The following is a 25,970-nucleotide window of genomic DNA, read 5'->3' on the forward strand; positions in this document are numbered from 1 at the left end:
ATTATTCCTCAACTCTATTTTTGATGTCTGTACCTAAACGTTGTAGGTAAGCAACCATAGCTACAATTTCACGCTCGCTCATCGGAACGAACTCTTGTCCATTTTCTTTAGCAGCTTTTTCACTAGCTAAATATGAATCTTTATAATCCGGATCTGTTTGGAAATTCAACGCAATTTGTTCTCCTTGCTCCTTCATTGATTGTCTTGCATTTGCAATATCCTCATCTGTATAAGGCACACCTAACGTTCTCATTACGCTCATTTTCTTCTCAATGTGAGAGAAATCCGCTTGTTTGTTATCGAACAACCATTTATATCCTGGCATAATAGACCCTGGAGATGTTGATTGTGGATTATACATGTGGTTGAAATGCCAGATATCTGAATATTTCTGTCCTACACGCATTACGTCTGGTCCTGTACGTTTAGAACCCCATAAGAATGGATGATCATATACATATTCTCCAGATTTTGAATACTCACCGTAACGTTCTACTTCCGAACGGAATGGACGAATCATTTGCGAGTGACATCCCACACATCCTTCACGGATATACAAGTCTCTACCTTCTAACTCTAGTGGAGTATACGGTTTCACACTTGAAATCGTTGGAATATTAGATTTCACGAAGATTGTAGGAACAATCTGCACGATACCCCCAATTAAAATCGCAACTGTTGTTAAGATTGTAAATTGGATTGGTCTTCTTTCTAACCAAGTATGCCAAGCTTCTCCTTTTAAACGAGAAGCAGAAATTCTTTTTAATGCTGGTGCTTCAGCTAATTCGTCTTCTACTGGTTTACCAGCTCTTACTGTTTTATACACTAAGTAGATTAACACGAATAATCCAATTAAGTAGAACGATCCTCCAATTGCACGCATCACGTACATTGGCATAATAGCCGTTACTGTTTCAAGGAAGTTTCCGTATTTTAATGTTCCTGATGGATCAAAGTCTTTCCACATTAAGTGTTGAGAGAACCCTGCTACATATAAAGGAATCGTATAAAGAATAATACCTAATGTTCCGATCCAGAAGTGGAAATTCGCTAATGCTTTAGAGTATAATTCTGTTTTTGTCATTCTAGGGATTAACCAGTACACCATACCGAAAGTCATGAAACCATTCCATGCTAAGGCTCCAACGTGTACGTGAGCAATAATCCAGTCTGTATAGTGTGCAATCGCGTTTACGTTTTTCAACGATAACATTGGCCCTTCAAATGTTGCCATCCCGTATCCCGTAATACCTACTACGAAGAATTTCAATACAGGATCTACTCTTACTTTATCCCAAACTCCACGTAATGTTAGTAATCCGTTGATCATACCTCCCCAAGATGGTGCAATTAACATCACAGAGAAAACTACTCCTAAGTTTTGTGCCCATTCTGGTAAAGCTGAGTATAATAAGTGGTGAGGTCCAGCCCAGATATACAAGAAAATTAAAGACCAGAAGTGAATAATAGATAGGCGGTAAGAATACACCGGTCTATTCGCCGCTTTTGGCAAGAAGTAATACATCAATCCTAAGAATGGTGTTGTCAAGAAGAAGGCCACGGCATTGTGTCCGTACCACCACTGCACCAGTGCATCTTGAACCCCAGCATACACAGAGTATGATTTTAATCCGTGTACTGGTAACTCTAATGAGTTGAAGATGTGTAATACTGCTACTGTAACGAAAGTTGCTAAATAGAACCAGATAGCAACATAAATATGACGTTCTCTACGATTGATGATTGTCATAATCATGTTGATACCGAAAGTAACCCAAATAACCGCAATTGCGATATCAATTGGCCACTCTAATTCAGCATACTCTTTTGAAGTAGTAAAACCTAAAGGCAAAGTAATTGCTGCAGCAGCAATAATGGCTTGCCATCCATAAAAGTGAATGTTACTCAAAACATCACTGTACATTCTTGACTTACACAAACGCTGTAAAGAATAGTAAACCCCTGCAAAGATTGCATTTCCAACGAAAGCAAAAATAACTGCATTCGTATGTAGCGGACGTAGTCTTCCGTAACTTAACCAAGGAATTCCATCCGTTAAGTTAGGAAATATAAACATCACCGCTAATAGTAATCCTACAAGCATACCAATAGCCCCGAAAAAGATCGACGCGTAAAGGAATTTCTTTACAATTTTGTTGTCATAATAAAATTGTTGCACTTCCATAGTTGTTTATATTTGATTTTCTTTTTGATTAATTTTTTTGTCTTTTTCCTCCTCTTTAGGTTTCGTTTTTTTCAGTTCATCATCAAACAACATACGAACAGAAGGCGTATAAGCGTCGTCAAACTGACCACTTTTCACGGATCGAATGAAAATGTAGAGAAAGATCCCTGCTACGAAAACACTGATGCTAATTAAGAAATATATAACACTCATACCTGATAATTATTAAAACAAAGTTAACAATATATTTTACCTAAAACTATGATAAATATCACCAAAAACCTAATAATTAGTTTTTTTATTTTATCTTTTTTCCATAATAATTTGTCAATAAAGTAACAAAGCTAATGATTGTAAACGTGCTGATTGGCATCAAAATTGCTGCTAATAAAGGTGACATCATATTCATAATGGACACCGTAATACCAATCACATTATACGTTAAAGCAAGCACATAGCTGATTTTGATAACTTTAACAGATTGTTTAGAAAATTGAAGGTACCCCAACAGCTGATCAAAAACACTGGCATCTAGGATTGCATCACTGGCTGGCGTAAAGACATTTACATTCTCTGACACCGATACTCCTACATTACTTTGCGCTAACGCTCCAGCGTCATTTAATCCATCGCCAATCATCATTACATTCCCTCCTTTGTCTTGTAACGCTTTGACATACTCCAATTTCTCTTCTGGTTTTTGATTAAAGGCCAAAGCAGTTCCTGGAGGCAAAACAGATTCCAAGTAAGCTTTTTCTCCTTCATTATCCCCAGAAAGAATACTCAGTTTATAGTGGTGTTGACTCAAGCCTTTAAACAACTCTTCCAACCCTGGTCGGTAGTGATTTTCAAAAATGAATTTCCCGACATACTGTCCATCGATTGCAATGTATACTGCTGTTTCATTTAAGCGTTCTGTTACCTTTGCTCCCACTAAGGTTGCAGAACCAATCTTATAGTCTTTTCCATTAATTTCTCCAACAATTCCCTTTCCGGCAATTTCTTCAAACTGCGTGGGCTTGATTACGACTTTTGCCTGTAAAAAAGCATAGAGCTTTCGACTCAAAGGGTGGTTCGATGCGCGAACCATATTTTTGATATCTGCTTGTTGTTCTTTATCTAATTCTACTCCTTCATATTGAATTGTCGATTGTGCATTGGTGGTAATGGTTCCCGTTTTATCAAAAACGAGTGTATCCACTTTTGCCATTTGCTCTACGACCGTTACATTTTTCAAAAAGAACTTTTTGCGCCCCAAAATACGAATGGCATTTCCCAATGTAAATGGTGCAGTTAGTGCTAAGGCACATGGACAAGCCACAATTAAGATCGCTGTTACCACATTAAAGGCACTATTCAAATCCACAAAGGCCCATCCTGTAAATGCCAATACAGCAATTGTCAACAAGGCTGGAGTAAAATAGTGACTTACTGTATCGGTAATCGTTTTGTATTTCAAATCCACTCGTTTTTGAAATACCTCATTGCTCCACAATTGGGTCAAATAACTTTGAGAGACCTTATTAATCGCTTCTACTTCTACAGCTTCTCCCATTTGTTTCCCTCCTGCAAAAAGTTTATCTCCTGATTTCTTTTCTACCGGAATCGCTTCTCCCGTTACAAAACTGTAATCGATAAAAGCGCGTTCTGACAATAAGATAGAATCCACTGGCAAAAGCTCTTGATTGCGAATTAACAAGCGATCGCCCTGTTCCACATCATAGACTTGAATTGGTTCTTCTGTTCCTTGTTTTGTCAATTTAGTAATGGCAATCGGAAAGTATGATTTGTAATCGCGTTCAAAAGACAAGAAGTTATAGGTACGTTGTTGAAATAACTTCCCTAACAACATAAAGAAAACCAGCATCGTCATACTATCAAAGAACCCCGGACCTAAATCAAAGACAATATCCACCGTACTTCGAATAAACATGACAATGATTCCCAAGGACATCGGAATATCAATGGTGTAATTTTTTGTTTTGATTCCCGTCCACGCGGCTTTGTGATAAGGTGATGCCGAATAGAAAAACACAGGCAACGACAAGAATAAAATCAACCAACGGAAGAAATTCTTGTATTGATCCATCCAGATATCATCAATATTAAAGTACTCTGGAAAAGACAGCATCATGACATTTCCATAACAGAAAAAGGCAACTCCAATTTTATAGATCAAGCTGCGATCAATACTATTGGGTTTTTCTTCGTAATTCTTTAAGCTGATATAAGGTTCATAGCCAATACGGCAAAGCAAGAGAACGATTTCTTTTAAATCGATAGCTTCCGTATTGAAGGTAATTGTGGCTTTCTTCTCTGGAAAATTAACCAAAACACGGTATACTCCAGGATTTAATTTATGTAGATTTTCTAAAATCCAAATACAAGAGCTACAGTGAATATGCGGAATATACAGCGAAACAATAGCGGTATCTCCTTCATTGAATTCTAATAATTTCGATACAATGTCTGGATTACTCAAGAAATCATACTTTCCATTTATCTCTTCGGGGGTAGCTCCTGGTGTAGATTCCAGGTCATAATAACAGGTTAAATCGTTTTCATTAAAGATTTCGTAGACGGTTTTACAACCGTTACAACAAAACATTTTCTCATCGTAGTCTATACGATTAAAGGCAGTAACACTGTTACCACAATGAAAACACGCTTTTTTATCCATAAAATTTGCTCATTTACCTTGTACAAAGGTCTTAGTTAATTCTCCTAAAAATTATGACATTTATCAGTAAATAGCACTATCTTTGCAGAGGTATTTTACCAACTGCATGAAAAAATAGTTTATATAGGTATGGGAAGATGTGAGCAATGTATGATTAGAGAATTCAGTTCTCTAAAAGCTTTAACTAGAGAGGAGTTACTAGCTATTTCAGAAACAAAAACCCACTTTATTATTAAAAAAGGAGAAAATCTATTTTCGGAAGGCGAAAGTTTAAATGGGGTTTATTGTATCAAAGAGGGGTTCTGTAAATTAACAAAATTAAATTCAAACGGAAAAGACTCGATTGTCAAATTGGCAAAAAGAGGAGACCTATTGGGGCAACGTTCGATTATTAATGAGGAGGCTTCTAATCTTTCTGCTACTGCCTTAGAAGATATGCAGGTGTGTTTTATACCTAAAAAAGAAATGTTAGACAATTTTACGGAGAACAACAAATTTTCTTTGTTGGTTACGCGAGATATCTGTACACACTTAAAAGATGCCGATCAAGACTTAGCGAATCAAACCCATAAAACGGTAAAAGAGCGCTTAGCGATTATGCTGTTGAAGTTGGAAGACTTAGGAGGATCTTCTTCAGAGACCCAAGCCTTAAACATCAAATTATCCCGTGAAGATTTAGCGAATATGGTCGGAACGGCTACAGAAAGTTGTATTCGTTTATTATCGGAATTGAAAAAAGATGGCATTATTCAACTGAAAGGAAAAGACATTATTCTTTTAGATAAGAGAGAGCTCCGTGCATTGGCTGAATAAATGCGAACTGTTATTTTAATTTTATTAAATTCATCTTTATTTTTATGCAAATGATGCAAAATAACTTATTTTCGCATTATGAAGCATACATCAATAGATACGTTAAAACAACTTATTAGTTTACCGGCAAAGACCTTTGCAATCATCCCACATCGCAACCCCGATGGTGATGCTATTGGTTCTTCTTTAGGCTTATATCACGTATTAAAACAATTGGGACATAAGGTAGAAGTTATCTCTCCCAACGAGTATCCAAACTTTTTGGCTTGGATGCCTGGTACTGCAGCAATCAAAATCTACGATTTTAATAAACCTGCAGGTCAACATATACTAAAAAATAGCGATTGTATTTTTACGCTAGATTTCAATATCTTATCTCGTACAGGAGATGAAATGGGCGCTTTTTTAGCAAGCTTACCCAATGATTTTGTCATGATTGACCATCATCAAATGCCTGGAGATTACGCCAAATTAACCTTTTCTGATACGTCTTTTGGATCAACCTGTGAATTGTTGTATTCGCTTTTAGAACAAATGGATTTGACTGATTTGGTTCACCAAGAGGCAGCTACTTGTATTTACACTGGAATTGTTACTGATTCTGGTTCTTTCCGATTCCCGAAAACGACGGCGAAAACACACCAAGTAGTGGCTGCCTTAATTGAGAAAGGAATTGACAATCCGAAGATTCACCATGCGCTGTTTGACAATAGTTCATTCAACCGTTTACAGTTAATGGGACGAGCATTACAGCATCTGCATTTGATTCCCGATACGCAAGCTTCTTATCTTTATTTGAATGAGGAAGATTTGCATGAATTTTCCCACCAAAAAGGAGATACGGAAGGGTTAGTTAATTACGGACTTTCTATTAGTGGAATTGATTTAACTGCTTTTTTCATTGAACGCAAAGAAGAAGGAATTATTAAAATTTCGTTCCGCTCATCAGGTAATTTGGATGTAAATTTATTTGCTCGTACTTATTTTGAAGGGGGTGGACATATCAATGCAGCAGGAGGTAAATCTACCCTTTCACTGGATGAAACAATTCAACGCTATATCGACATTGTAAAACAACACAAACAAGATTTTTATGTTTAAGTATACGCTTTGCTTCACTCTTCTTGCTAGCGTTTTTCTTATGACGAGTTGTCAAGAGAAACAAGATGCTCGAAAACCTATTTCTAATTCGCGTTCAGTAGAAACAAAGCTTTCGATTGACCGCAATATTGAATTGAGAGAAAGCGAAGAAGATATCTTTACCAAATACAGAACAAAGGACGTTGCCAATACCTATATTCACTCGAATTCAGGGTTTTGGTTTACTTACTTAAAAAGAGCGGTTAAGGATTCGGTCCTTCCTCAGAAGAGCGATATCGTTCAATACACGTATGAAATACGTCAAGCGAATGACAGCGTTATCTATACGCAAAAAGAAATCGGCACATTGACCTATAAAGTTGATGAAGAAGATATCTTACCTGTTTTGCGCCATAGCTTAAAAATTTTAAAACCTACTGAAAGTATCAAGGTATTAAGCCCTTCTAGTTTAGCGTATAGCTATTTAGGGGATCAAAAGGCTATTGCAAAAAACCAACCTTTAATTTTCATTATTTCACTGGAATCAATCAAAAAATCTAATTAATAAAAATGAAAAAAATGACGAGTCTAATTTTAAGTTTAGTCGCTTTAGTGTCGTCTTGTACTACGCAAAAATCAGATTTACCTGATGGTTTGTACGCAGACATTCAAACAAACAAAGGTCATATCATCGTTGAGTTAGCGTATCAAAAGGCGCCTGTAACTGTGGCAAACTTTGTGAGCTTAGCTGAAGGAAAAAACCCTTTTGTCGATGAAAAATACAAAGGCAAACAATATTATGATGGAATTAAATTTCACCGTGTAGAGAACGATTTCGTAATCCAAGGTGGAGAGATCCAACCGGAACAGGTGCTGGTGGTCCAGGTTATGTGTTTAAAGATGAGTTTTCACCCGAATTAACTCACGATAAACCAGGAACTTTATCTATGGCTAACAGTGGTCCTTTTACGAATGGAAGTCAATTCTTTATTACACACAAACCTACTCAGTTTTTAGATAACAGACACTCTGTTTTCGGTTATACAGTAAAAGGAATAGATGTAGTAAACAGCATTGTAAAAGATGACGTAATCGAAAGTGTAAAAATTATCCGTCAAGGAAAAGAAGCGAAAAAATTTGATGCTGTAAAAGTATTCAAAAACTACTTCGAAGAAGCAGCTAAAGAGAAAAAAGAAAAAGAAGATAAATTAGCAGGTGCGCAACAAAAATATGCAAGCCAATTCGCTGATTTAAAAAGCAAAGCAACGAAACTTGATTCAGGTTTGTCTTATGTAATTGTTGAAAAAGGTGCAGGTAAAAAACCAGCAATCAGTCAAGAAGTATTTGTTGACTATGCAGGATTCTTTGAAAATGGACTTTTATTTGATTCAAGCATTGTTTCTTTAACACAGGAATTTGATGCATTTGATCAACGCAGAGCAGACATGAATGGATATAGCCCAATTCCTTTTACCTTTGGAGCTAAAACAGGCTTAATCCCAGGTTTTATTGAAGGTATTGAGCAAATGAATTTTGGAGATACTGCAATTATCTTCATTCCTGCTCATATGGCTTATGGCGAGCGTGGAGCTGGTCCTATCCCTCCTAATACAGACTTAGTGTTTCAGATGAAATTATATGAAACTGCTGATAGAAAATAATCAAAAATCCCCACTTCACAGTGGGGATTTTTTTATGCCTACAAGTATCTATTGCTATTCTATAAACAAAGGCATAAAAAAACCACCTCGAAAGGTGGTTTATCTATTTATTTTATGTGTTGACGTTGTAAATAAGCAACTGCGCTTCTTCCTTCATTAAACAACAAGTCCAATATGCTTAAGTTGTTTAAAAATCCATTCTTATCATCAAAGACTTGGATATAAGGTTCGAATTGATTTTCATCTTTCTTGCCGTTAACTAATGTTCTAAAATCAATTACATCTGCTGAAACTTCTTTTAGATACTCATCTGTTTTGCGGTATTTCCAATCTACACCTAAACATTCAGTTACAATGTCGTGAATCTCTAGATTCAGATCCAACATATACTTGTGTTGTTTCTCAAAAAGAGAACGAATATCATCTTCAAAATACTCAAAATAAGGAGAAGTACGATAAGCTGCTTCTAAGCTCTTAAAGTGTTGCTTTTGCCATCCAAAGGCATATTCAATTTCAACCTCCTTAAACTTTTGATGTATTCCTTCTTTGTTGTGCTTGATGGGTATATTCAGCATTTGCATTCCATTAGCACTGTGAATATACATTCTGTTTCTATTGGTTTGTTTTTGAAAATTATCTTCTACTTCAAAAACAAGCTCTTCTGCTTGCGCCATCGCTACATAGTGACTTATAGAAGGAAAATAAGTCGGATGTAGTATAATTGTATTCGACATTATTAAAACTTAGAATTCTTTTTTTCTTTTCTTCTTTTGTATAAACTATATCCGCCCCATCCGATTAATATAACTGCGAAATAAGGGAAATAAGACACTTGTGTTCCATTGCCATTTACTGTAATAAACAAGCGGTCCCAACGGATTTTATCAAAAGCTTTTGACCATGGTATATTTTGATCCAAACTCATCCACACAAATACAGGTTTACCCACAATATGATCTTCTGGTACAAATCCCCACATTCTACTATCTTCTGAGTTGTTGCGGTTATCCCCCATCATGAAGTAATAGTTTTGTTTGAAGGTATATTGATCCGTAGCTTGACCATTAATGTAAATCTGCCCGTCTTTTACTTCCAATTCATTGTCTTCGTATACTCGAATTGCACGTTTATACATTGGTAAGTTATCTGCTGTTAGGGTGATGGTTTCTCCTTTAGCAGGAATGTGAATTGGTCCTAAATTAGTTTCTGTCCAATCTTCTTTATTGTGTGGGAAGATATACCCCTTAGGCATATTGTATTGAAACAATTTAGACATATCTGGACTTCTAGTCACACCTTTTACAGCACTAAACGTTTTTAGATATTCTACATCGTCATTTGTTAGCGATTGGAAAAATACAGCGTACTGTGGACTATTTACATAGGTTACATAATCGCTAATTTTTCTGTTTTGAATAATCGTTCTTAAATCTAATGAACCATCTGTTTCGATTAGATAACTATATTGAACTCTTGCTCGATCGTTTAGTTGTAATTCTTTGTCATTGATAAAAACAACACCCTCTTTAACTGATAAATTCTCTCCAGGTAAACCAACAGCGCGTTTCACATAGTTGGTTTTTTTGTCGATGGGTTTAATAACTCCAGGGCGTTTCACTGGGTCATTAAATTTATAAATGGTATCGACAGGCCAGTTGAACACAACAATATCGTTGTGTTGTACTTTTTGGAAACCAGGTAATCTAAAATAAGGCAAATGTGGCTTATTTAAATACGATTTTTTGGATGTAAATGGAATCGTATCGTGTACCATCGGCAAGGCAACTGTTGTCATTGGTGTTCTTGCTCCATAGTGGAACTTGCTCACAAATAAAAAGTCTCCCACCAACAAGGTTTTCTCTAAGGATGAGGTTGGAATGGTATAGGGTTGAATAGCATACGTGTGAATTACGGTTGCCACAACTACAGCGAATAAAATCGAGCTTACAAACTCTCCTGATTCTGTTTCTGGTTTTAGTGATCGATTTTCACGGTACTGTACATCGCCTACATAATTAATGAAAGCTACGTATAATCCCAAGGTTACCACCCCTAAAATCGTGTCTAATGTTGATTTCTTACCAAAGCTTCTCAATATTTCAACCCAAACTACAGGGAACATAATCAAGTTTACAATTGGAATAAACAACAAGATTACCCACCACCAAGGGCGATTGATAATTTTCATTAATACTACTCCATTATATACTGGAACAGCTGCTTCCCAAGCTTTTCTACCTGCTTTTACATATAGCTTCCAAGTTCCTATAAAATGAACAACTTGAATAAGCAAGATGAAAATTAACCATTGTGCTATCGTCATACTCTTTTTATTTTAAATCCCAATTTACTTATTTTTTCAAATTAAGCACATCTTTCATTGAGAAAATACCTTTTTTATCTTTTAACCACTCCGCTGCGACAACAGCTCCTAGAGCAAATCCTTCGCGATTATGAGCGGTGTGTTTAATTTCTATTTGATCAATACTAGAATCATAACGCACGGTATGTGTACCCGGCACTTGATCTTCTCTTACTGCATCAATGTGTATTTGCTTGTCTGTTGCTTGAGGATCTAACGTCCAGCTTTCGTAGCTAGAGTTTGCTAAAATCCCTTCTGCTAAAGTGATAGCAGTTCCACTAGGTGCATCTAACTTTTGTGTATGATGGATTTCTTGCATGGAAACACCATATTGCTCGAAATTCTTCATCATTTTAGCTAGGTAGTCATTCAATTCGAAGAAGATATTTACCCCTAAGCTAAAATTGGATCCATACAAGAAAGCGCTATCTTTCTCTTTACAAAAATCAGCGACTTCGCTATAATGCTCTAACCAACCTGTCGTTCCACATACCACGGGAACTTGAGCTGTTAGCGCTTCTTTTATGTTCGAAACAGCAATAGATGGTACACTAAAGTCAATGGCCACGTCTGCTTGTTCTAGGTTTCCAGTTGACTGTTCTCTTTGTTTGATATAGACAATTGAATGTCCTCTTTCGATGGCTATTCGCTCAATGATTTTACCCATTTTACCGTAGCCTAGTAATGCAATATTCATAAGTTCTGTACAGTTTAAAAGCGATATTGTACATTAATCGCGTATTGGTACTGTTGCTGTTGAATCAGTCCTTTTTGATCTAATTCAATTACCGGTTTGATGGTCAAGTTTTCGTTGACGTTGAATTGCATCAAATGCGCATCTACGTTAGCGTCTACAATACTCAACACATAGAATCCTACAGCAATAACAACAGATAAATCTCTGTTTTTACGATATAAATTTTGTGCATCCAATAATCGTTGATCATCCAATCCTGCTAGGTTTTCATCTGTTTGATCGACTTTTCCTTGAAGTCTATTTTTATATTCGTTGCGGTAACGATTGTAATTGCGTTGGTTATCTGCCCAAAAATAAACGGGAATTCCAATTCCAGCGTATACTAGTGGAACTTTCCAATATTTTTTGTTGTAAATCTGTCCTAAACCAGGAACAATTGTAGTATAGAATGCCGCACGAGAGGGTGCAACAGGATCAAGAGGCTTATAAGCGGCCTCTCTTTTTCTTTTTTCTTTTTTACTCTCTTTTTCAATTCCTTCTTCTTCTTGTGCAAAACTTGCTACTTGAAAAAGCAGGCTGAAAATCATTATCAATAAAAATCTACTTCTCACTACTTTTCTAAAAGTTTGATAATACGCTCTAAATCTTCTTCCGAGTAAAAAGGAATCGTAATTTTTCCTTTTCCACTATGGCTTGCTTTAATATCGACCTTTGCACCAAAAAATCGACCAAATGACTGTCTATACGTCTCTGGCACGACTGGTTGAGCCTTCGGTTGAGCTTTTACAGTTGCTTGTGCTGTATCCCCTTCCTGATATCTTTTCACCAAAGCTTCTGTTTCGCGAACAGATAAATTCTCGGCAATAATTTTATGGTAAATATCCGTTTGTACGTCTAAGTCATCGATGTTAATGATTGCTCGGCCGTGTCCCATCGTAATAAAACCATCTCGAATTCCCGTTTGAATAATAGGATCTAACCTCAACAAACGCAAATAGTTAGCAATCGTAGATCTCTTTTTCCCTACGCGATCACTTACTTGTTCTTGTGTCAAGCTAATTTCTTCCATCAAACGTTGATACGACATGGCGATTTCGATTGGATCTAAATCGTGGCGTTGGATATTTTCAACCAAAGCCATAACAAGCGAATCATTGTCATTTGCGATGCGAATATAAGCAGGAATCGTGGATAAGCCAGCAATTTTAGAAGCTCTTAACCTTCTTTCCCCCGAAATTAACTGATATTTATTAAAGTCAATTTTTCGAACCGTAATAGGTTGAATCACACCTAACTCCCGAATACTACTCGCTAACTCTTGTAGTGATTCTTCATTAAAATTTGTACGAGGCTGAAAAGGATTAATTTCAATTGCTTCTAAATCCAATTCAATGATATTACCCACAACTTTGTCTGCGTTTGTATCGTCAATTGACTTAATGTCATTCTCAGGATCTTTTAACAGCGCTGACAATCCTCTCCCTAAAGCTTGTTTTTTTATTGCTTTTGCCATAGTTTATCTTTCCTCTCCTATTTTTTAGTGATTCTTTTTTACTATTTCCTCCGCTAAATTAATATAATTTGTAGCACCTTTACTTGTTGCATCGTAATTTATGATACTTTCACCAAAGCTAGGTGCTTCACTTAATTTTACGTTACGTTGAATAATGGTATCAAAAACCATGTCATTGAAGTGTTTTTGCACTTCTTCTACCACTTGATTTGACAGGCGTAAACGCGAGTCATACATGGTTAATAACAACCCTTCGATATCCAATTTAGGATTGTGAATGCGCTGTACGCTTTTAATGGTATTCAACAACTTACCTAATCCCTCTAATGCAAAGTATTCACACTGAATTGGAATAATGACAGAATCCGCAGCAGTAAGTGCATTTAATGTCAATAATCCTAGAGAAGGTGCACAATCAATAATGATGTAATCATACTTATCTTTAATTGATTGTAATGCTTCTTTCAGCATATATTCTCTGTTCTTTTTATCAACTAGTTCGATTTCAATCGCAACTAAGTCAATATGAGCAGGAATCAAGTATACATTGGGGGCTGTACAATCCACAACAGCTTCAGCAGGCGTACAACTATGCTCAAGAACTTCATAGGTTCCTACCTCCACAGCTTCCACATCTACTCCTAAACCAGAAGTAGCATTAGCCTGAGGATCGGCATCAATGAGCAACACCTTTTTCTCTAGCGCTCCTAAAGAAGCAGCTAAGTTAACAGAAGTAGTCGTTTTACCTACGCCACCCTTCTGATTTGCAACAGCTATAATTTTCCCCATTTTCTTAATATCAAAAATTTTTGAGTGGTAAAAATACAATTAATTATCTGTATATAAAATCTATTTTATTAACATTCTCAATTGACAACTTTGAACTAAAAAAAGGGTAATCTCTTATTATCCAAAAGAATACCCTTAATTTAACTTCGTTTATCTTGTCCTTTACATCTTGCTTTATTTCTTGTGTGCATTGGCTTCTAACATATCCCACATCGCTTCAGGAACTTGATCTAACATATTAAACTCTCCTGCTCCCTGTAGCCATTCCCCTCCGTCAATGGTAATTACCTCTCCATTGATGTAACTTGAAAAGTCTGAAATCAGGTAAGCAGCTAGATTAGCTAACTCTTGGTGTTCACCAACTCTTCGCAATGGAATCTTTTTCGTCAGGTCGAATTTTTCTTTCAAATCACCTGGCAATAGGCGATCCCAAGCTCCTTTTGTAGGAAAAGGCCCTGGCGCAATTGCATTAAAACGCATCCCGTATTTTGCCCATTCTACAGCCAAACTTCTCGTCATGGCCAAAACCCCTGCTTTTGCAACAGAAGAAGGCACCACATAGGCCGATCCGGTCCAAGCATAGGTTGTCGTAATATTTAAAACGACTGTATTGCGTTGTTTTTGTTCAATCCAATGTTTTCCTAAAACCAATGTACAGTTTTTCGTCCCTTTTAATACGATATCTACAATGGTATCAAAAGCATTGGAAGATAAGCGCTCTGTTGGTGAAATGAAATTACCCGCTGCATTGTTGAGTAACACATCTACTTTTCCCCATTTATCCAATACTGCTTGTAGCATCTGTTCGACTTGGTCATAGTGTCGCACATCACAGCTTACAGGGAAACACTCCCCTCCTGTTTGTTCTTCTAGTTCTTTGGCCGTTTGTTTTAATTTGTCCAAATCACGGGAAGTAATCACGACTTTCGCACCAATTTCCATAAAGTAAGCCGACATGGATTTTCCTAATCCGCTTCCTCCTCCTGTAACAATCACTACTTTATCTTTCAATGCCGTTGGTGGCAACATTTTTTCTGTATAACTCATGGTGTTTTTTCTTTTTGATATCTTCTAAAGATACAAAAAAGGAAGTTGATTTTCTTTTATCGCGGTTGAAAAACTTTATTTTAGAGGATGAGGGGGTGAGAGTGGTGAGACGGTGAGAAGGTGAAATCGAAACGAAGTGTAGATTCATCGAACACCAAAACAAAATAGCAACTCGGTGAGATAGAAGGTGAGACGGTGAGATTGGTGAGGAGGTGTGGGAAGTTGTGAAATCGTAAATTTTTTTTGATTAGAAAGATTCACTCTATATACTTATGTCATACTGACGAAGGAAGCATCGCATCGGTCACTTCTTGTGTGAAGTTATGAATACAATCAAAAAATAAAAAACCCGACTAAAAAAGTCAGGGTTTTTATTTTCAGCTACTTAAGCGATCTTTTTATCGAAAATGAATATTTTATATAATACGAACACACTAGAAATTAGTGAAAAAATAGTCAATAAAAAAAGTAATAAATTTTCTGTATTGAATACGTCAAACCCCATAATAATAAGAAAAGTAGTTATCATAGGGCATAAATAAAATAAGAAATGGAGTTTATTTTTTTTCAACATACTAAATTGTTTTTTAACAAAAATAACATAATATATGATGTTTAGAAATTTCCAACATTGTTATTGAAACATTATACATTTTAAAATAATTTATTATAGATACAAAATGCAAATATTTCCTAAACATACTATGTTATTTTTGAAATTAACCTAGTAAAACAAGAACTATAAATGTGATTTTGTAAAGTTGTAAGATTGTTAAGTTTGTGATGTTCCTAAGGCCTGTAAAATTATATACCAATCACTGTAAACTGTTAACCATACTGGATGCGACCTTTCGTTCCTCAAGGTAACATACAGATTGAATAAAAATGACAAAGTATTGCACGTTCCCCCCCCCTTTCTTCTTTTCCCTTTCATAAGTCTTCCTTGGAAATTGCTTCCACTTTTCTAGGAGATTGCTTCGACTTTCCTAGGACATTCCTTCGACAAAAACCCCTTTTTTCCAAGGAATCTCGAAGGAATCTCGAAGGAATCTCCAAGGAATCTCCAAGGAATCTCGAAGGAACGGTACGCAATAGCCTTATTAAAGCAAAGTGGTTTTTATTTTAATTGTAAACTGTTTGAAAAACTCATCAGGAAATAGGTCTTTTGTTTCCGTAATTTATCTTGTTAGTTGGCAAATTGCCATTTGCCACTACAGTTTTTTCACATCCTCTCACCCCCTCACCCCCTCACCGCCACACCCCCTCACCGCCTCCCCTAAATAAAAAAAGACATCCCTCCGGATGTCTTTTTTTATTTAGCTCTATTTTTTTGCTTCTTCAATTTTTTCTTGAATCATTGCCCAATCGTAATAATGGAATACTTTTCCGTTACTCATCATCACCAACATTCCTTTCGGAAATTTAGGATCGAGTCCTTGAGCTGTAATTTCCAGTCCATCACATTCAATTGCTGCAACTGGGATTGTAGTTATCAATTGATGTTCATGTGGATTATCGGATGCTCCTTCTCTTGGGTAAATTAAGATGGAATTATCTTGTTGATTAGACACCACGATATATCCTGTTGTTGCTTCTTTTTTATAAATCGCAATGCCTTCATGGTCGCGTTTGGCATCCGTTTGTGCAAAAAAAGCAAGTTCTTGATTTCCCTTTACTGGATCTGCATAATACTTGCGTACTCCTGCTCCTTCATCAGAATAATACACATAGCCCAACTCTTGATCTACTGCTATGGCTTCAATTTCTTTTTTTCCGCTATAAGCACCGAATTTGCGTGACAATTGCAATTCAACCTTTCCTGCTGCATTGGTTTGATAACGGTATTGCCATAAATACCCTTCAGCAGGTCCGTTTTTACGGCCTACAATCGCATAAAATACCGTTGCTCCTCCTTCTTTTCCTTCATACAAAGCAATCCCCATCGGTTCATTGTACTCTTCTGTTGTTTCTCCTTCAAACACCTTTAATCCTCCTCCATCAATAGGAGTTAATTCAGGCAATTTAAAAATGCGAATCGCATTGGCGTTGCGTTCCGTTACTATTGCAACGTCAATTTTCTGGTTTTGATACGGAAAATCATACGCAATATCCACGTTATTTGGACGTGCCATATCGACATATTGATGTACAATCTTTCCTTGTAAATCATAAGCGTAGAGTCCACCGCCATTTTCCTTATCTGTTCCGATAATTAAACTTTTTGCTTGCTCTTGTTTGTTAATCCAAATAGCGGGATCATCAGTATCAAAAACCGTTTGTTCTGTCACTATTACAGGTTGAATAGCATCTGGTGAAACAGGTGCTAATTTATCTTTACAGCTGGTCAATAACGCCAAGCTAAATAAGACGTATATTGCTCTATTTTTCATTATTTTTTCTTTTGAATGGTGTGGGTATACAGTACTTCTGTATCTTCTTTGTTTGCTTTTACCACTTGAACGGTCAAACTAGTATTCAAGATAGAAAAAGCCATAAATCCAGGTTCAGCTGCTGCAAAAACAGTGTGTTCCATGGTTCCTGAAGGGCGGACTTCACTCGCAGCCCCAGATAAGAATTGCGTTGTATAGCGATTTTTTGGTTTAATAATTTGTAAATCATGTTCATGTCCGCAGATATAAGCATCAACTTGATGGCGATCAAAAAACGCAGCGAATTGTTGTTCGAATCCTTGGGTATCTTTATTTACTTTTCGCTTTCCTCCACTGTACATGGGATGATGCCCTACCACAATTTTCCACTGCACATCCGCATCTGCTTGTCCCAAGGTTTGCTCTAGCCATTGCATCTGTTTCTCCGTGTCTTGTTCCTTTAAATCTCCATACTTCGAACTCTTGCGGTAATTCTCAATAAATGGGTTGGTATCCATCACCACCAACAATAGTTTTTTTCCATTCTCTAATTTAAACGTTTTGCTGTAATAACGATCAGGCATATTCCAACGTCTACTGATTTTCGTATAATCGACTTGTGCTTGAACATTCCCTAAATAATCGTGATTACCTAAAGCAACATACCAATCCGCATAAAGCGATGGATTAGTGTATACCTGTTCAAAAGAAGAAGTCCAATGATAATCTTGCGTACTCGCTACGCCATTCGGATAGAAGTTATCCCCCACAGAAACAACAAATTCACCATCCAGCACCACCATAGCATTTCCCATTTCTCGAGCTACCTCTTTTTGATAGTAATCCCCTACGCGCCCAAAATCTCCTAGAACGAGGAAATTAAAACTATCTTCTTGATGTACTAAACTCGGAATATCTTGTCCAGAATAACCTGTACTTTTTTCGTATTCAAAAGCCGTCTGTGCTTGAGTTAATCCTGTGAAACTAAGTAAGACTAAAGTATAAAGTATTTTCTTCATGTGTTGTAAATGAGAAAATTACAGCCAATAAAACTATTCGCTGTAATTTTCTTGTGTATGGTTTATATTATAAATCAAATTTAACCCCTAAGGTAAATTTAGGTTGGTAGTATTCCATTTGTTTTACGCGATTACTCACCCCTTGGTAATATCTCAACGGTTGATTCGTCAAGTTATTTGCCTCAGCAAACACGCGCAAATACGACGTGATTTTATAAGATGCATTCGCATCTAAAAACAATTGTTTGTCGTAGTAGCTATCCTCAAAACTATTTCCTCCTAATGCATCTAAATAATCCGAAGCATAATTTAAGGAAACACGAGCAGAGAAGCGTTCATTTTCCCATGAAAGCGATCCATTAAACATGTGAGGGGCTGATCCAGGTAACTCCATATTTTTCCTAACCTCTCCATCTGCATTGGTAATTCCTTTTGCTTCTGAGTGTGTATAGGTATAGTTCACATAGATACCCAATCCTTTAAAGAATTTACCAGGAATAAAATCTAGCTGTCTTTGAAACGCTACCTCAACCCCGAATAAATTCACTTGATCTCCATTGCGTTGTTGCATAAATTTCCAGTTTTCACCCGCTTGAATTGGATTCACTTGATCAGGGAAAGCCGCATTGAAATTATCTTGGTTGAACGAATCTGAACGGTAGGTATAAATGAAATCATTTAAATTTTTGTAAAACACTCCCGCAGAGAACATCCCTACCGATTGGAAATACTTTTCTGCCATTAAATCAAAATTATAAGCATAGGTGGCTTTCAAATCTGGGTTTCCAGCAGCAATTGCATTATCTTGAGAAATTACACTGATATAAGGCGCTAAGGCATAATAATCGGGTCTAGCTAATGCTGTAGTGAATGCAGCTCTATAAATCCAATCTGTATCTGTTTGGTATTTAAATGTCAAACTCGGCATCACATTCGTATAGCTGTTGGTGTTGTTTACTTCTCCTACTAAATCACTTTCATCAACAATGTGATTTCCGGTATAATCAATACTCGTATGTTCTACACGAGCTCCCACAATCATGGATAAATTTGCATTGAAATCTTGATCCCAACGGATATATCCTGCGTAAATTTTCTCTTTGGCTTTGTAGTTTAAAGCTAAGTATTCTTCTGGTTTTGCTTCTTTTTCAAACAAAGCGGCATTGTTTAAATCTAAACCACCTACATATTGCTTAGCAGCAAAATAACCTGGAACATATCTACTTCCTGCTTGAAAGTCTTTTCCATCATAAAAATTATGCGGTACTTCTGCTAAATTTCCGATTGCATTTGGTGCAATTAGCGTGTATTCATAGAACATATTATCGCGTTCTTTGTCTTTTAGACGCAAGCGTCCTCCAAATCTCAATCGTCCTTTTTGATCTTCAATTACTGAAAATGGGATTCTGAAATTCAATTTCGCACCAAACTCACTGTCTTTTGTAAAGTTGTGGTTTTCTGTTAGTTTTCTAAAGCTAAAGTTTTCAGGGGTATCTTTAGCTGCAGTGATTAAAGGAAAATCGCCATTTGACAAATCCTCCACCATGGCTACTTTCTTATTTTGAAAATCCAAGTAGCGCTCTCCTGGACGGTCTTCTGAAGCACGTGCATAGTTTACCGACCAATCCATATCTAAATTACTCGACCATAAATGCTCTCCGCTTAAGGCATAGTTTTGTACGCGTTGATCTTCTAAACGTGCATTTTTATTGCGATTCGTATCGATTCCTCCTTTTGTTTCTCTACGGATATCTCCTTTGTATCCGATGATGTTATTCTCCGCATCGTATTCTGGTGTTATCCCTCTGTAACGCACGCGGTATCTATTTTCTCTATCATCTCTCCAATTGTACATCGCACTGGCATAAATCGTGTGATTTTCATTGATTTTATAATCAAATGCACCTGAGAAACTGCGGCGTACGCGTTGTACATCATACTTTCTGATGTCGTATTCACTGATGTAAACATTGCCGTGTTCATCTTGATCCCAAACGGCTTCAACGTTGTCTGAACCAAAATTATTGCTGTTGTACGATCCGCTGAAAATCATTCCTAATTTAGAATCTAAAAAGCGGTTTCCATACACAAAGCTTCCGATGTAATTTCCTTTTTCTCTAATAGGGTTATATCCTCCTGCTAGTGTTGCTGCAATACGTTCTCCATAAGGGGAAGCACGAGTAATCAAATCTACAGAACCTCCGATGGCGTCAGCATCCATATCTGGGGTTAAGGTTTTATTTACTTCGATAGATGAAATCATATCTGAAGGAATTAAATCCATCTGTACATTTCGGTTATCTCCTTCAGCGGAAGGAACGCGATCTCCATTTAAAGTTACGGAGTTTAAGCTAGAAGCCAATCCTCGGATTACGATGTTACGTGCTTCTCCTTGGTCATTTTGCATGGTAATCCCCGGTACGCGTTTTAAGGCATCTCCAATATTTGAATCTGGAAAACGCCCCACTTGATCCGCAGAGATAACATTGGTTACATTGGCATTGTTCATCTGTTGATTTAATGCCTTTGCTTGTCCTTTGAGACGATCTCCGACAATCACAATTCCTTCTAAGGTTTGTGCATCTGTAGACAAACTCAAATTAATTACGGTATTCTGTCCTGCTGTTACTTCTACTTCTTGTTCAATAGGCGCATATCCGATATAACTAACAGATAAGGTGTAAGTACCTACAGGTATATTTAAAAACTCAAAATAACCATTGCTATTACTGATGGTGTATTGTTTTCCTTTATTTAATAATACGGCTGCTCCTGGAAGTGAACTTTTATCTGTTGTGTCAATCACTCTACCGGATACAATTCCGTGTTTTTTATCTGCATTTTGCGCGTGTAAGGTCCACGCAAAACAAAGGGTAAAAAAGAATAATAAGTACTTTACTTTCATAATGATAACATTGAATAGTTTTAGGCAAACTTAGTCCTCCCCCTACGAAACTGTGTTTCTATATCATTATGATTGTGTTTTGGTTTTGGTTGTTGTGTTAAGAAGGGGTTATGAGATTATGGGGGAGGTTTATTCTTTGTGAGGTTTGTTCTTTGTGAGATTTGCCCTTTGTGAGGTTTGCCCTTTGTGAGGTTTGCCCTTTGTGAGGTTTGCCCTTTGTGAGGTTTGCCCTTTGTGAGGTTTGCCCTTTGTGAGGTTTGTTGAGCCTCATAACCTTTACCTCATAACCCATACCTAATACCCCATAAAAAAAGAGGCCATGCATCGCATGACCTCTTTTATTTCGTAAAATCAAATTCTACATTTGACTTTCTTCTAACTGCTGTTTTTTAGCTTTCTTCTCTTTTAATAACTCCATTGCGCCTCCAGTTGCCCAGTAGCAAGCGAAACCAATTAAGAATATCAAAAGCCAAAACGCCATTGTAATAACGGTCATGGCAACGATGAAACCTAAATACTGTTGAAATTCAAACATTTTATTCCGGATTTTTTTGTATACGTCCCAAATATACATCCTTTTCTCGATTTAGCAATACCTCTTATTTTATTTTATACCTTCTTTAGAATCAAACTAAATAATTCAGTACCTTTAAGGTAATTTTAAATACAAATCACATCATGGACTATAGAATAGAAAAAGACACCCTTGGGGAAGTACAAGTACCAAAAGACAAATATTGGGGCGCTCAAACGGAACGTTCAAGAAACAACTTTAAGATTGGCCCAGAGGCATCCATGCCTCATGAAATTATCGAAGCTTTTGCTTATTTAAAAAAGGCAGCGGCTTATGCTAATTTTGATTTACAGGTATTGAGTCAAGAGAAAAGAGATGCCATTGCTCAAGTATGTGATGAGATTATTGCCGGAAAATTAGATGATCAGTTTCCTTTGGTTATTTGGCAAACGGGATCGGGTACACAATCCAACATGAATGTCAATGAAGTGGTTGCAAATCGCGCACAGGTTTTAGCTGGATTTGGTATTGGAGAAGGAGAACCAGTATTGAAAGCCAATGATGATGTCAACAAATCACAATCTTCTAATGACACCTACCCTACGGCTATGCATATTGCAGCGTATAAAGCAGTAATTGAATCGACGATTCCTGGGGTTACTCAACTAAAAAACACCTTAGCTGCTAAGGCAAAAGCATACAAAGACGTGGTAAAGATTGGACGTACGCATTTAATGGATGCGACACCTTTAACGTTAGGGCAAGAAATCTCTGGTTATGTTGCTCAATTGGAACACGGCTTAAAGGCTTTACAACATACACTTCCTCACTTAGCAGAATTGGCTCTGGGTGGAACGGCTGTAGGAACGGGATTAAATACTCCTGTTAACTATGATGTCGTAGTGGCTAAACACATTGCGGATTTTACAAAGCTACCTTTTGTTACGGCTCCAAATAAATTTGAGGCTTTAGCGGCTCATGATGCGATTGTAGAAACACATGGTGCACTGAAACAATTAGCGGTATCCCTCTATAAAATAGCCAATGATATTCGCATGCTAGCTTCTGGACCTCGTTCTGGAATCGGTGAGATTATCATTCCAGCCAATGAACCAGGGTCTTCTATTATGCCTGGTAAAGTAAATCCAACGCAATGTGAAGCATTAACGATGGTAGCTGCTCAGGTATTGGGGAATGATGTAACGATTTCATTCAGCGGTACACAAGGACAATATGAATTGAATGTGTTCAAACCGGTGATGGCGGCTAACTTTATTCAATCGGCTAAATTATTAGGTGATGCTTGTGTTTCTTTTGATGAACATTGTGCACAAGGAATTGAACCTAACCACAAACGCATTCAGGAACTCGTAGATAACTCTTTAATGTTAGTTACGGCTCTAAACACAAAAATTGGTTACTATAAAGCAGCTGAAATTGCACAAACCGCTCACGCCAATGGTACAACCTTAAAAGAAGAGGCTGTTCGTCTGGGCTATGTAACACCAGAAGATTTTGATCTTTGGGTAGATCCGAAGAAGATGATTGGGAATTAAGGGTAAGGGGGTGAGGTGATGAGAGGGTGAGAGGGTGAGAGAGTGAGATGGTGAAATCGGAACGCAGTGAAAATCGAAACGCAGTGTAGATTCATCGAACACCAAAACAAAATAACAACTCGGTGAGATATATTCATCGAACACCAAAACAAAATAACAACCCGGTGAGATATATTCATCGAACACCAAAACCAATATAAAATTTGTGAGATAGATGGTGAGGCGATGAGATAATAAGTGGCTGTAATCCATAACTTCTTAAACTTAAAAAGCAGTAGGGAATAGTTCTCTACTGCTTTTTTTTTATAACTATTATTTTTTGTTTCGTAGATTGTAACTACAACCAAAGAAACTTTTAGATATTTCTATCAATAAACAAATTTAATACTGTTGGATTTTATATTATTTACAAAAGGAACATAATCCTCCTTTGACAATTCTTGAAGAAGTTCTTTGTCAACATACTGATCAAGCCATAAGCTACTCATTGAATATATCAATTCTAAAGTAACATATCCTTCTTGTCTTACAATATCCTCTACTGTATGCTCTCTATAGTAAACAAGATTCTCTTTTTGCATTTTCCTTAAGGTAAAGAAATAAGAAAAAACAATTTCATTTCCTTTTTTTACTAAAATTAAGTTCTTCTTACTTGTTATTTTACTTTCTCTACCATCAAAACAATCGAAATTTTGAGCAGAGACTAACATCGTCGCATAACTCGATTCTCCTTTTAAATGACTTGTTAGAGTCTCTTTCATCTCTAAACCTTTATAAAATGAATTTGTACAAAGAAAGTTTTTTGTTTGATTACTAGTAACCGTATCTAACGCGATCCAAATATCTTGATTCGAATTATTCACTAGTTTTACTTTTAACCAAGTGCTGTCGCGTACTTCTTTTTGTTCAATCTCAAAATATACTTTTGTTTTCTTGTCTTGGCTTACTCCAAAAGCAAACGAAAACAAACTAATAAGTAAAATTATCTTTCCCATCCATTTAGTTTTGCTTGTTCTATGTAATTTTATCATTCTTGCCTTGTGGGCATTTCACAAAAACAACAAAATATTAATCGTCTAGATACATTGTCTATTATAGAAACTAGTTAAATAAACAGACAAAACTTTCTTCATTGATATGTACAAGTACTTGATTGGAGTGGATTTCTTCAAAATAAGGAACATATCCTTTTTTACTGAGCTGTTTTAAAACCTTTTTATCTATAAACTTATTCATCCATTCTGTATTTAATTGATAACTTAAACTCAAATTATAGACAGGCTCACTAACCTTATACTTATAAAAGTTATCCGCATCTTCAGACCATAATAACTTAAATGGGATTGATATTTCCTTTTCTTCTCCTTTCTTGAGCAGAATAAAATCTTCTCCCTTTTTATTTGCTACTATTTTCTTCCAGGTATCAAACTTATTAAAATTTCCTCCTTGCATTGAAGTTCCTTCTCCTACAAAGGGAATTTGTTCTTCTGTATTTAAGTTTCTTAATACTATTTTAGGAACGAATACAGATGTTCGCTCAAAATCTACTGTGAATACTTCATAAGAGAGTATGGACACATCCCATGGAAGAAAAATTGATTGATCTGTTTGATTACTAATTCTTATTTCAAGTAGATCTCCATCTATTACTTCTGAATTTAAGATTTCTACTTTTACTCCAATTTGTCCATATCCAAACGGAAGAAATAAAAAAAGGAAAACGAGTTGTGTTACTTTTTTTATCCTGTTATTTATTAATAGCTCCATTTATTCTATTTCAATTTCTAAAAAGGCTTTGCCATAAGAAGGATAATCATTCATAAATACCTTCATCTTCTCAGAAATTTTAAGTGGCACAATATTACTTTCTATTTTTTGTGTATATAATTCATACCCTTTATGTTCTAGGTTCTTTCGTTCATAAAATTCATTCCCTTTTCTTAACTGTTCCATACTATCTCTTGTAACATGATATTCTAACTGAAAATTAGCTAACTGACCTTCTATTGCCCAATAGTATAGCGTACATTTATAATAATATTGTTTAAAATAAACAATAGGTATTTGTATCCTTACACGAGTTTTTGATTTTATCAGTAAAACATCAACATTCTTAAAATTCTTTTCTTTTTCTTTTGACTTGGAACTAAATAAACTTTGACTTGGATCCATACAATCACTTACATCTGATGCCATTAGTTTTCCTAATTTCATGTTTTTATCGTACCAATTTTCTTTTAAGGAAAAAATATTTTCAGATGCATATTCACTATTAAAGGTAAGATATCGAGTCATAGAAATATCTAAAGGCAGATAATAATCTGTATCACTATGATTAAAAAACTCAACCGTCACCAAACTATTATTTTCAATAGAGTCTTTTAAAATAGTGAGCGTAATATCTTCCCTCACTACATTTTGACTATATGAGGATATTGAAACAAAAAACAACATTAAATAATATAATCTTCTCATACTAAAATTAAATTTTATCATCATTTTTCGTTCTAATTTTACTATTAAAAAAGATTGGTTAAACTCTCGGTAAAACCAACAGTAGTAAATATAGTTCAAATCTACTCATCTTACACTAGTAAAAAAGGTATCTTCAACTGTAATACAATCTACTTTATATTTATTAGGGTTTGTAAAAAACTGTGGATGCATCAATATAAATTTGAAATTCAACAATTATGTAATAAGACTTAGTTCGCTTATCCTTTAAGGCATCTTTATCCATTACCTATCGAAAATAGTAAAAGCAGAATCTTGAAAGATAG

At 36.1% G+C, this 25,970-nt stretch carries 21 protein-coding genes and 1 pseudogene; 5 read left to right on the top strand and 17 right to left on the bottom strand.

What is annotated here, in order from left to right:
• Position 1: 1 nt before the first annotated feature.
• The 3 genes from ccoN to M2306_RS10995 all read right to left on the bottom strand — a co-directional run bounded on the left by ccoN (position 2) and on the right by M2306_RS10995 (position 4,865).
• Positions 2–2,185 (bottom strand): cytochrome-c oxidase, cbb3-type subunit I, encoded by a 2,184-nt coding sequence (gene ccoN / locus M2306_RS10985; protein WP_259187851.1) that lies wholly within the window; start codon positions 2,183–2,185, stop codon positions 2–4.
• 6 nt (positions 2,186–2,191) lie between these two features.
• On the bottom strand, positions 2,192–2,398 hold the full coding sequence (ccoS, locus tag M2306_RS10990; RefSeq protein ID WP_002990283.1) for a cbb3-type cytochrome oxidase assembly protein CcoS: 207 nt from the start codon (positions 2,396–2,398) through the stop codon (positions 2,192–2,194).
• Between the two features lie 85 nt (positions 2,399–2,483).
• Positions 2,484–4,865 carry a heavy metal translocating P-type ATPase gene (locus M2306_RS10995; protein ID WP_259187848.1) on the bottom strand — a complete coding sequence of 794 codons (2,382 nt, stop codon included), beginning with the start codon at positions 4,863–4,865 and terminating at the stop codon, positions 2,484–2,486.
• A gap of 129 nt (positions 4,866–4,994) precedes the next feature.
• Between M2306_RS10995 and M2306_RS11000 the strand changes: the two genes are divergently transcribed.
• The 4 genes and pseudogenes from M2306_RS11000 (at position 4,995) to M2306_RS11015 (ending at position 8,419) form a co-directional block, all read left to right on the top strand.
• Positions 4,995–5,678, top strand: a complete 684-nt coding sequence (locus M2306_RS11000) for a Crp/Fnr family transcriptional regulator (RefSeq protein WP_115092594.1) — start codon at positions 4,995–4,997, stop codon at positions 5,676–5,678.
• 78 nt (positions 5,679–5,756) lie between these two features.
• Complete coding sequence (locus M2306_RS11005) at positions 5,757–6,779, top strand: DHH family phosphoesterase (RefSeq protein WP_115092593.1); 1,023 nt, start codon at positions 5,757–5,759, stop codon at positions 6,777–6,779.
• Positions 6,772–7,323, top strand: coding sequence for an FKBP-type peptidyl-prolyl cis-trans isomerase (locus M2306_RS11010; protein WP_115092592.1), 552 nt, complete (start codon positions 6,772–6,774; stop codon positions 7,321–7,323). The genes M2306_RS11005 and M2306_RS11010 overlap by 8 nt, the downstream gene beginning before the upstream one ends.
• Positions 7,324–7,328: 5 nt before the next feature.
• Positions 7,329–8,419 (top strand): annotated as a pseudogene (locus M2306_RS11015) (peptidylprolyl isomerase).
• Between the two features lie 107 nt (positions 8,420–8,526).
• Here the strand turns inward: M2306_RS11015 and M2306_RS11020 are convergent.
• From M2306_RS11020 to M2306_RS11070, 11 genes are all read right to left on the bottom strand, one after another.
• Positions 8,527–9,153, bottom strand: a complete 627-nt coding sequence (locus M2306_RS11020; RefSeq protein WP_115092591.1) for a WbqC family protein — start codon at positions 9,151–9,153, stop codon at positions 8,527–8,529.
• 2 nt (positions 9,154–9,155) lie between these two features.
• The gene (gene lepB / locus M2306_RS11025; RefSeq protein WP_259187846.1) at positions 9,156–10,742 is read right to left on the bottom strand and encodes a signal peptidase I; all 1,587 of its coding nucleotides are present in this window, start codon (positions 10,740–10,742) and stop codon (positions 9,156–9,158) included.
• A gap of 28 nt (positions 10,743–10,770) precedes the next feature.
• Entirely contained in the window at positions 10,771–11,478 is a 708-nt protein-coding gene (dapB, locus tag M2306_RS11030) for a 4-hydroxy-tetrahydrodipicolinate reductase (protein ID WP_115092589.1), read from the bottom strand.
• Positions 11,479–11,492: 14 nt separating this feature from the next.
• Positions 11,493–12,065 carry a DUF5683 domain-containing protein gene (locus M2306_RS11035; protein WP_115092588.1) on the bottom strand — a complete coding sequence of 191 codons (573 nt, stop codon included), beginning with the start codon at positions 12,063–12,065 and terminating at the stop codon, positions 11,493–11,495.
• Positions 12,066–12,088: 23 nt separating this feature from the next.
• Positions 12,089–12,991, bottom strand: coding sequence for a ParB/RepB/Spo0J family partition protein (locus M2306_RS11040; protein ID WP_002990264.1), 903 nt, complete (start codon positions 12,989–12,991; stop codon positions 12,089–12,091).
• Positions 12,992–13,015: 24 nt separating this feature from the next.
• Positions 13,016–13,780, bottom strand: a complete 765-nt coding sequence (locus M2306_RS11045) for a ParA family protein (protein ID WP_002990263.1) — start codon at positions 13,778–13,780, stop codon at positions 13,016–13,018.
• Between the two features lie 174 nt (positions 13,781–13,954).
• Positions 13,955–14,827 (bottom strand): SDR family oxidoreductase, encoded by an 873-nt coding sequence (locus M2306_RS11050; RefSeq protein ID WP_259187844.1) that lies wholly within the window; start codon positions 14,825–14,827, stop codon positions 13,955–13,957.
• Positions 14,828–16,149: 1,322 nt separating this feature from the next.
• Entirely contained in the window at positions 16,150–17,217 is a 1,068-nt protein-coding gene (locus M2306_RS11055; RefSeq protein ID WP_259187843.1) for a phytase, read from the bottom strand.
• Positions 17,217–18,215 (bottom strand): metallophosphoesterase, encoded by a 999-nt coding sequence (locus M2306_RS11060; RefSeq protein ID WP_259187842.1) that lies wholly within the window; start codon positions 18,213–18,215, stop codon positions 17,217–17,219. The genes M2306_RS11055 and M2306_RS11060 overlap by 1 nt, the downstream gene beginning before the upstream one ends.
• Positions 18,216–18,282: 67 nt before the next feature.
• Positions 18,283–21,120 carry a TonB-dependent receptor gene (locus tag M2306_RS11065; RefSeq protein WP_259187841.1) on the bottom strand — a complete coding sequence of 946 codons (2,838 nt, stop codon included), beginning with the start codon at positions 21,118–21,120 and terminating at the stop codon, positions 18,283–18,285.
• A gap of 358 nt (positions 21,121–21,478) precedes the next feature.
• On the bottom strand, positions 21,479–21,655 hold the full coding sequence (locus M2306_RS11070) for a hypothetical protein (protein ID WP_172462211.1): 177 nt from the start codon (positions 21,653–21,655) through the stop codon (positions 21,479–21,481).
• A 143-nt stretch (positions 21,656–21,798) separates the two neighbouring features.
• Between M2306_RS11070 and fumC the strand changes: the two genes are divergently transcribed.
• On the top strand, positions 21,799–23,190 hold the full coding sequence (fumC, locus tag M2306_RS11075) for a class II fumarate hydratase (protein ID WP_002990250.1): 1,392 nt from the start codon (positions 21,799–21,801) through the stop codon (positions 23,188–23,190).
• 368 nt (positions 23,191–23,558) lie between these two features.
• Here fumC and M2306_RS11080 read toward each other — a convergent pair whose 3' ends face one another.
• From M2306_RS11080 to M2306_RS11090, 3 genes are all read right to left on the bottom strand, one after another.
• A complete protein-coding gene (locus tag M2306_RS11080; RefSeq protein ID WP_147279651.1) occupies positions 23,559–24,185 on the bottom strand; it encodes a hypothetical protein in 627 nt (208 codons plus the stop codon).
• A 106-nt stretch (positions 24,186–24,291) separates the two neighbouring features.
• Positions 24,292–24,957: a hypothetical protein gene (locus tag M2306_RS11085; protein ID WP_259187837.1), complete on the bottom strand. Its 666-nt coding sequence runs from the start codon at positions 24,955–24,957 to the stop codon at positions 24,292–24,294.
• Positions 24,958–25,665 (bottom strand): hypothetical protein, encoded by a 708-nt coding sequence (locus tag M2306_RS11090; protein WP_259187836.1) that lies wholly within the window; start codon positions 25,663–25,665, stop codon positions 24,958–24,960.
• Positions 25,666–25,970: the final 305 nt, after the last annotated feature.

The organism is Myroides gitamensis (assembly GCF_029894455.1).
GTDB lineage: Bacteria > Bacteroidota > Bacteroidia > Flavobacteriales > Flavobacteriaceae > Flavobacterium > Flavobacterium odoratum.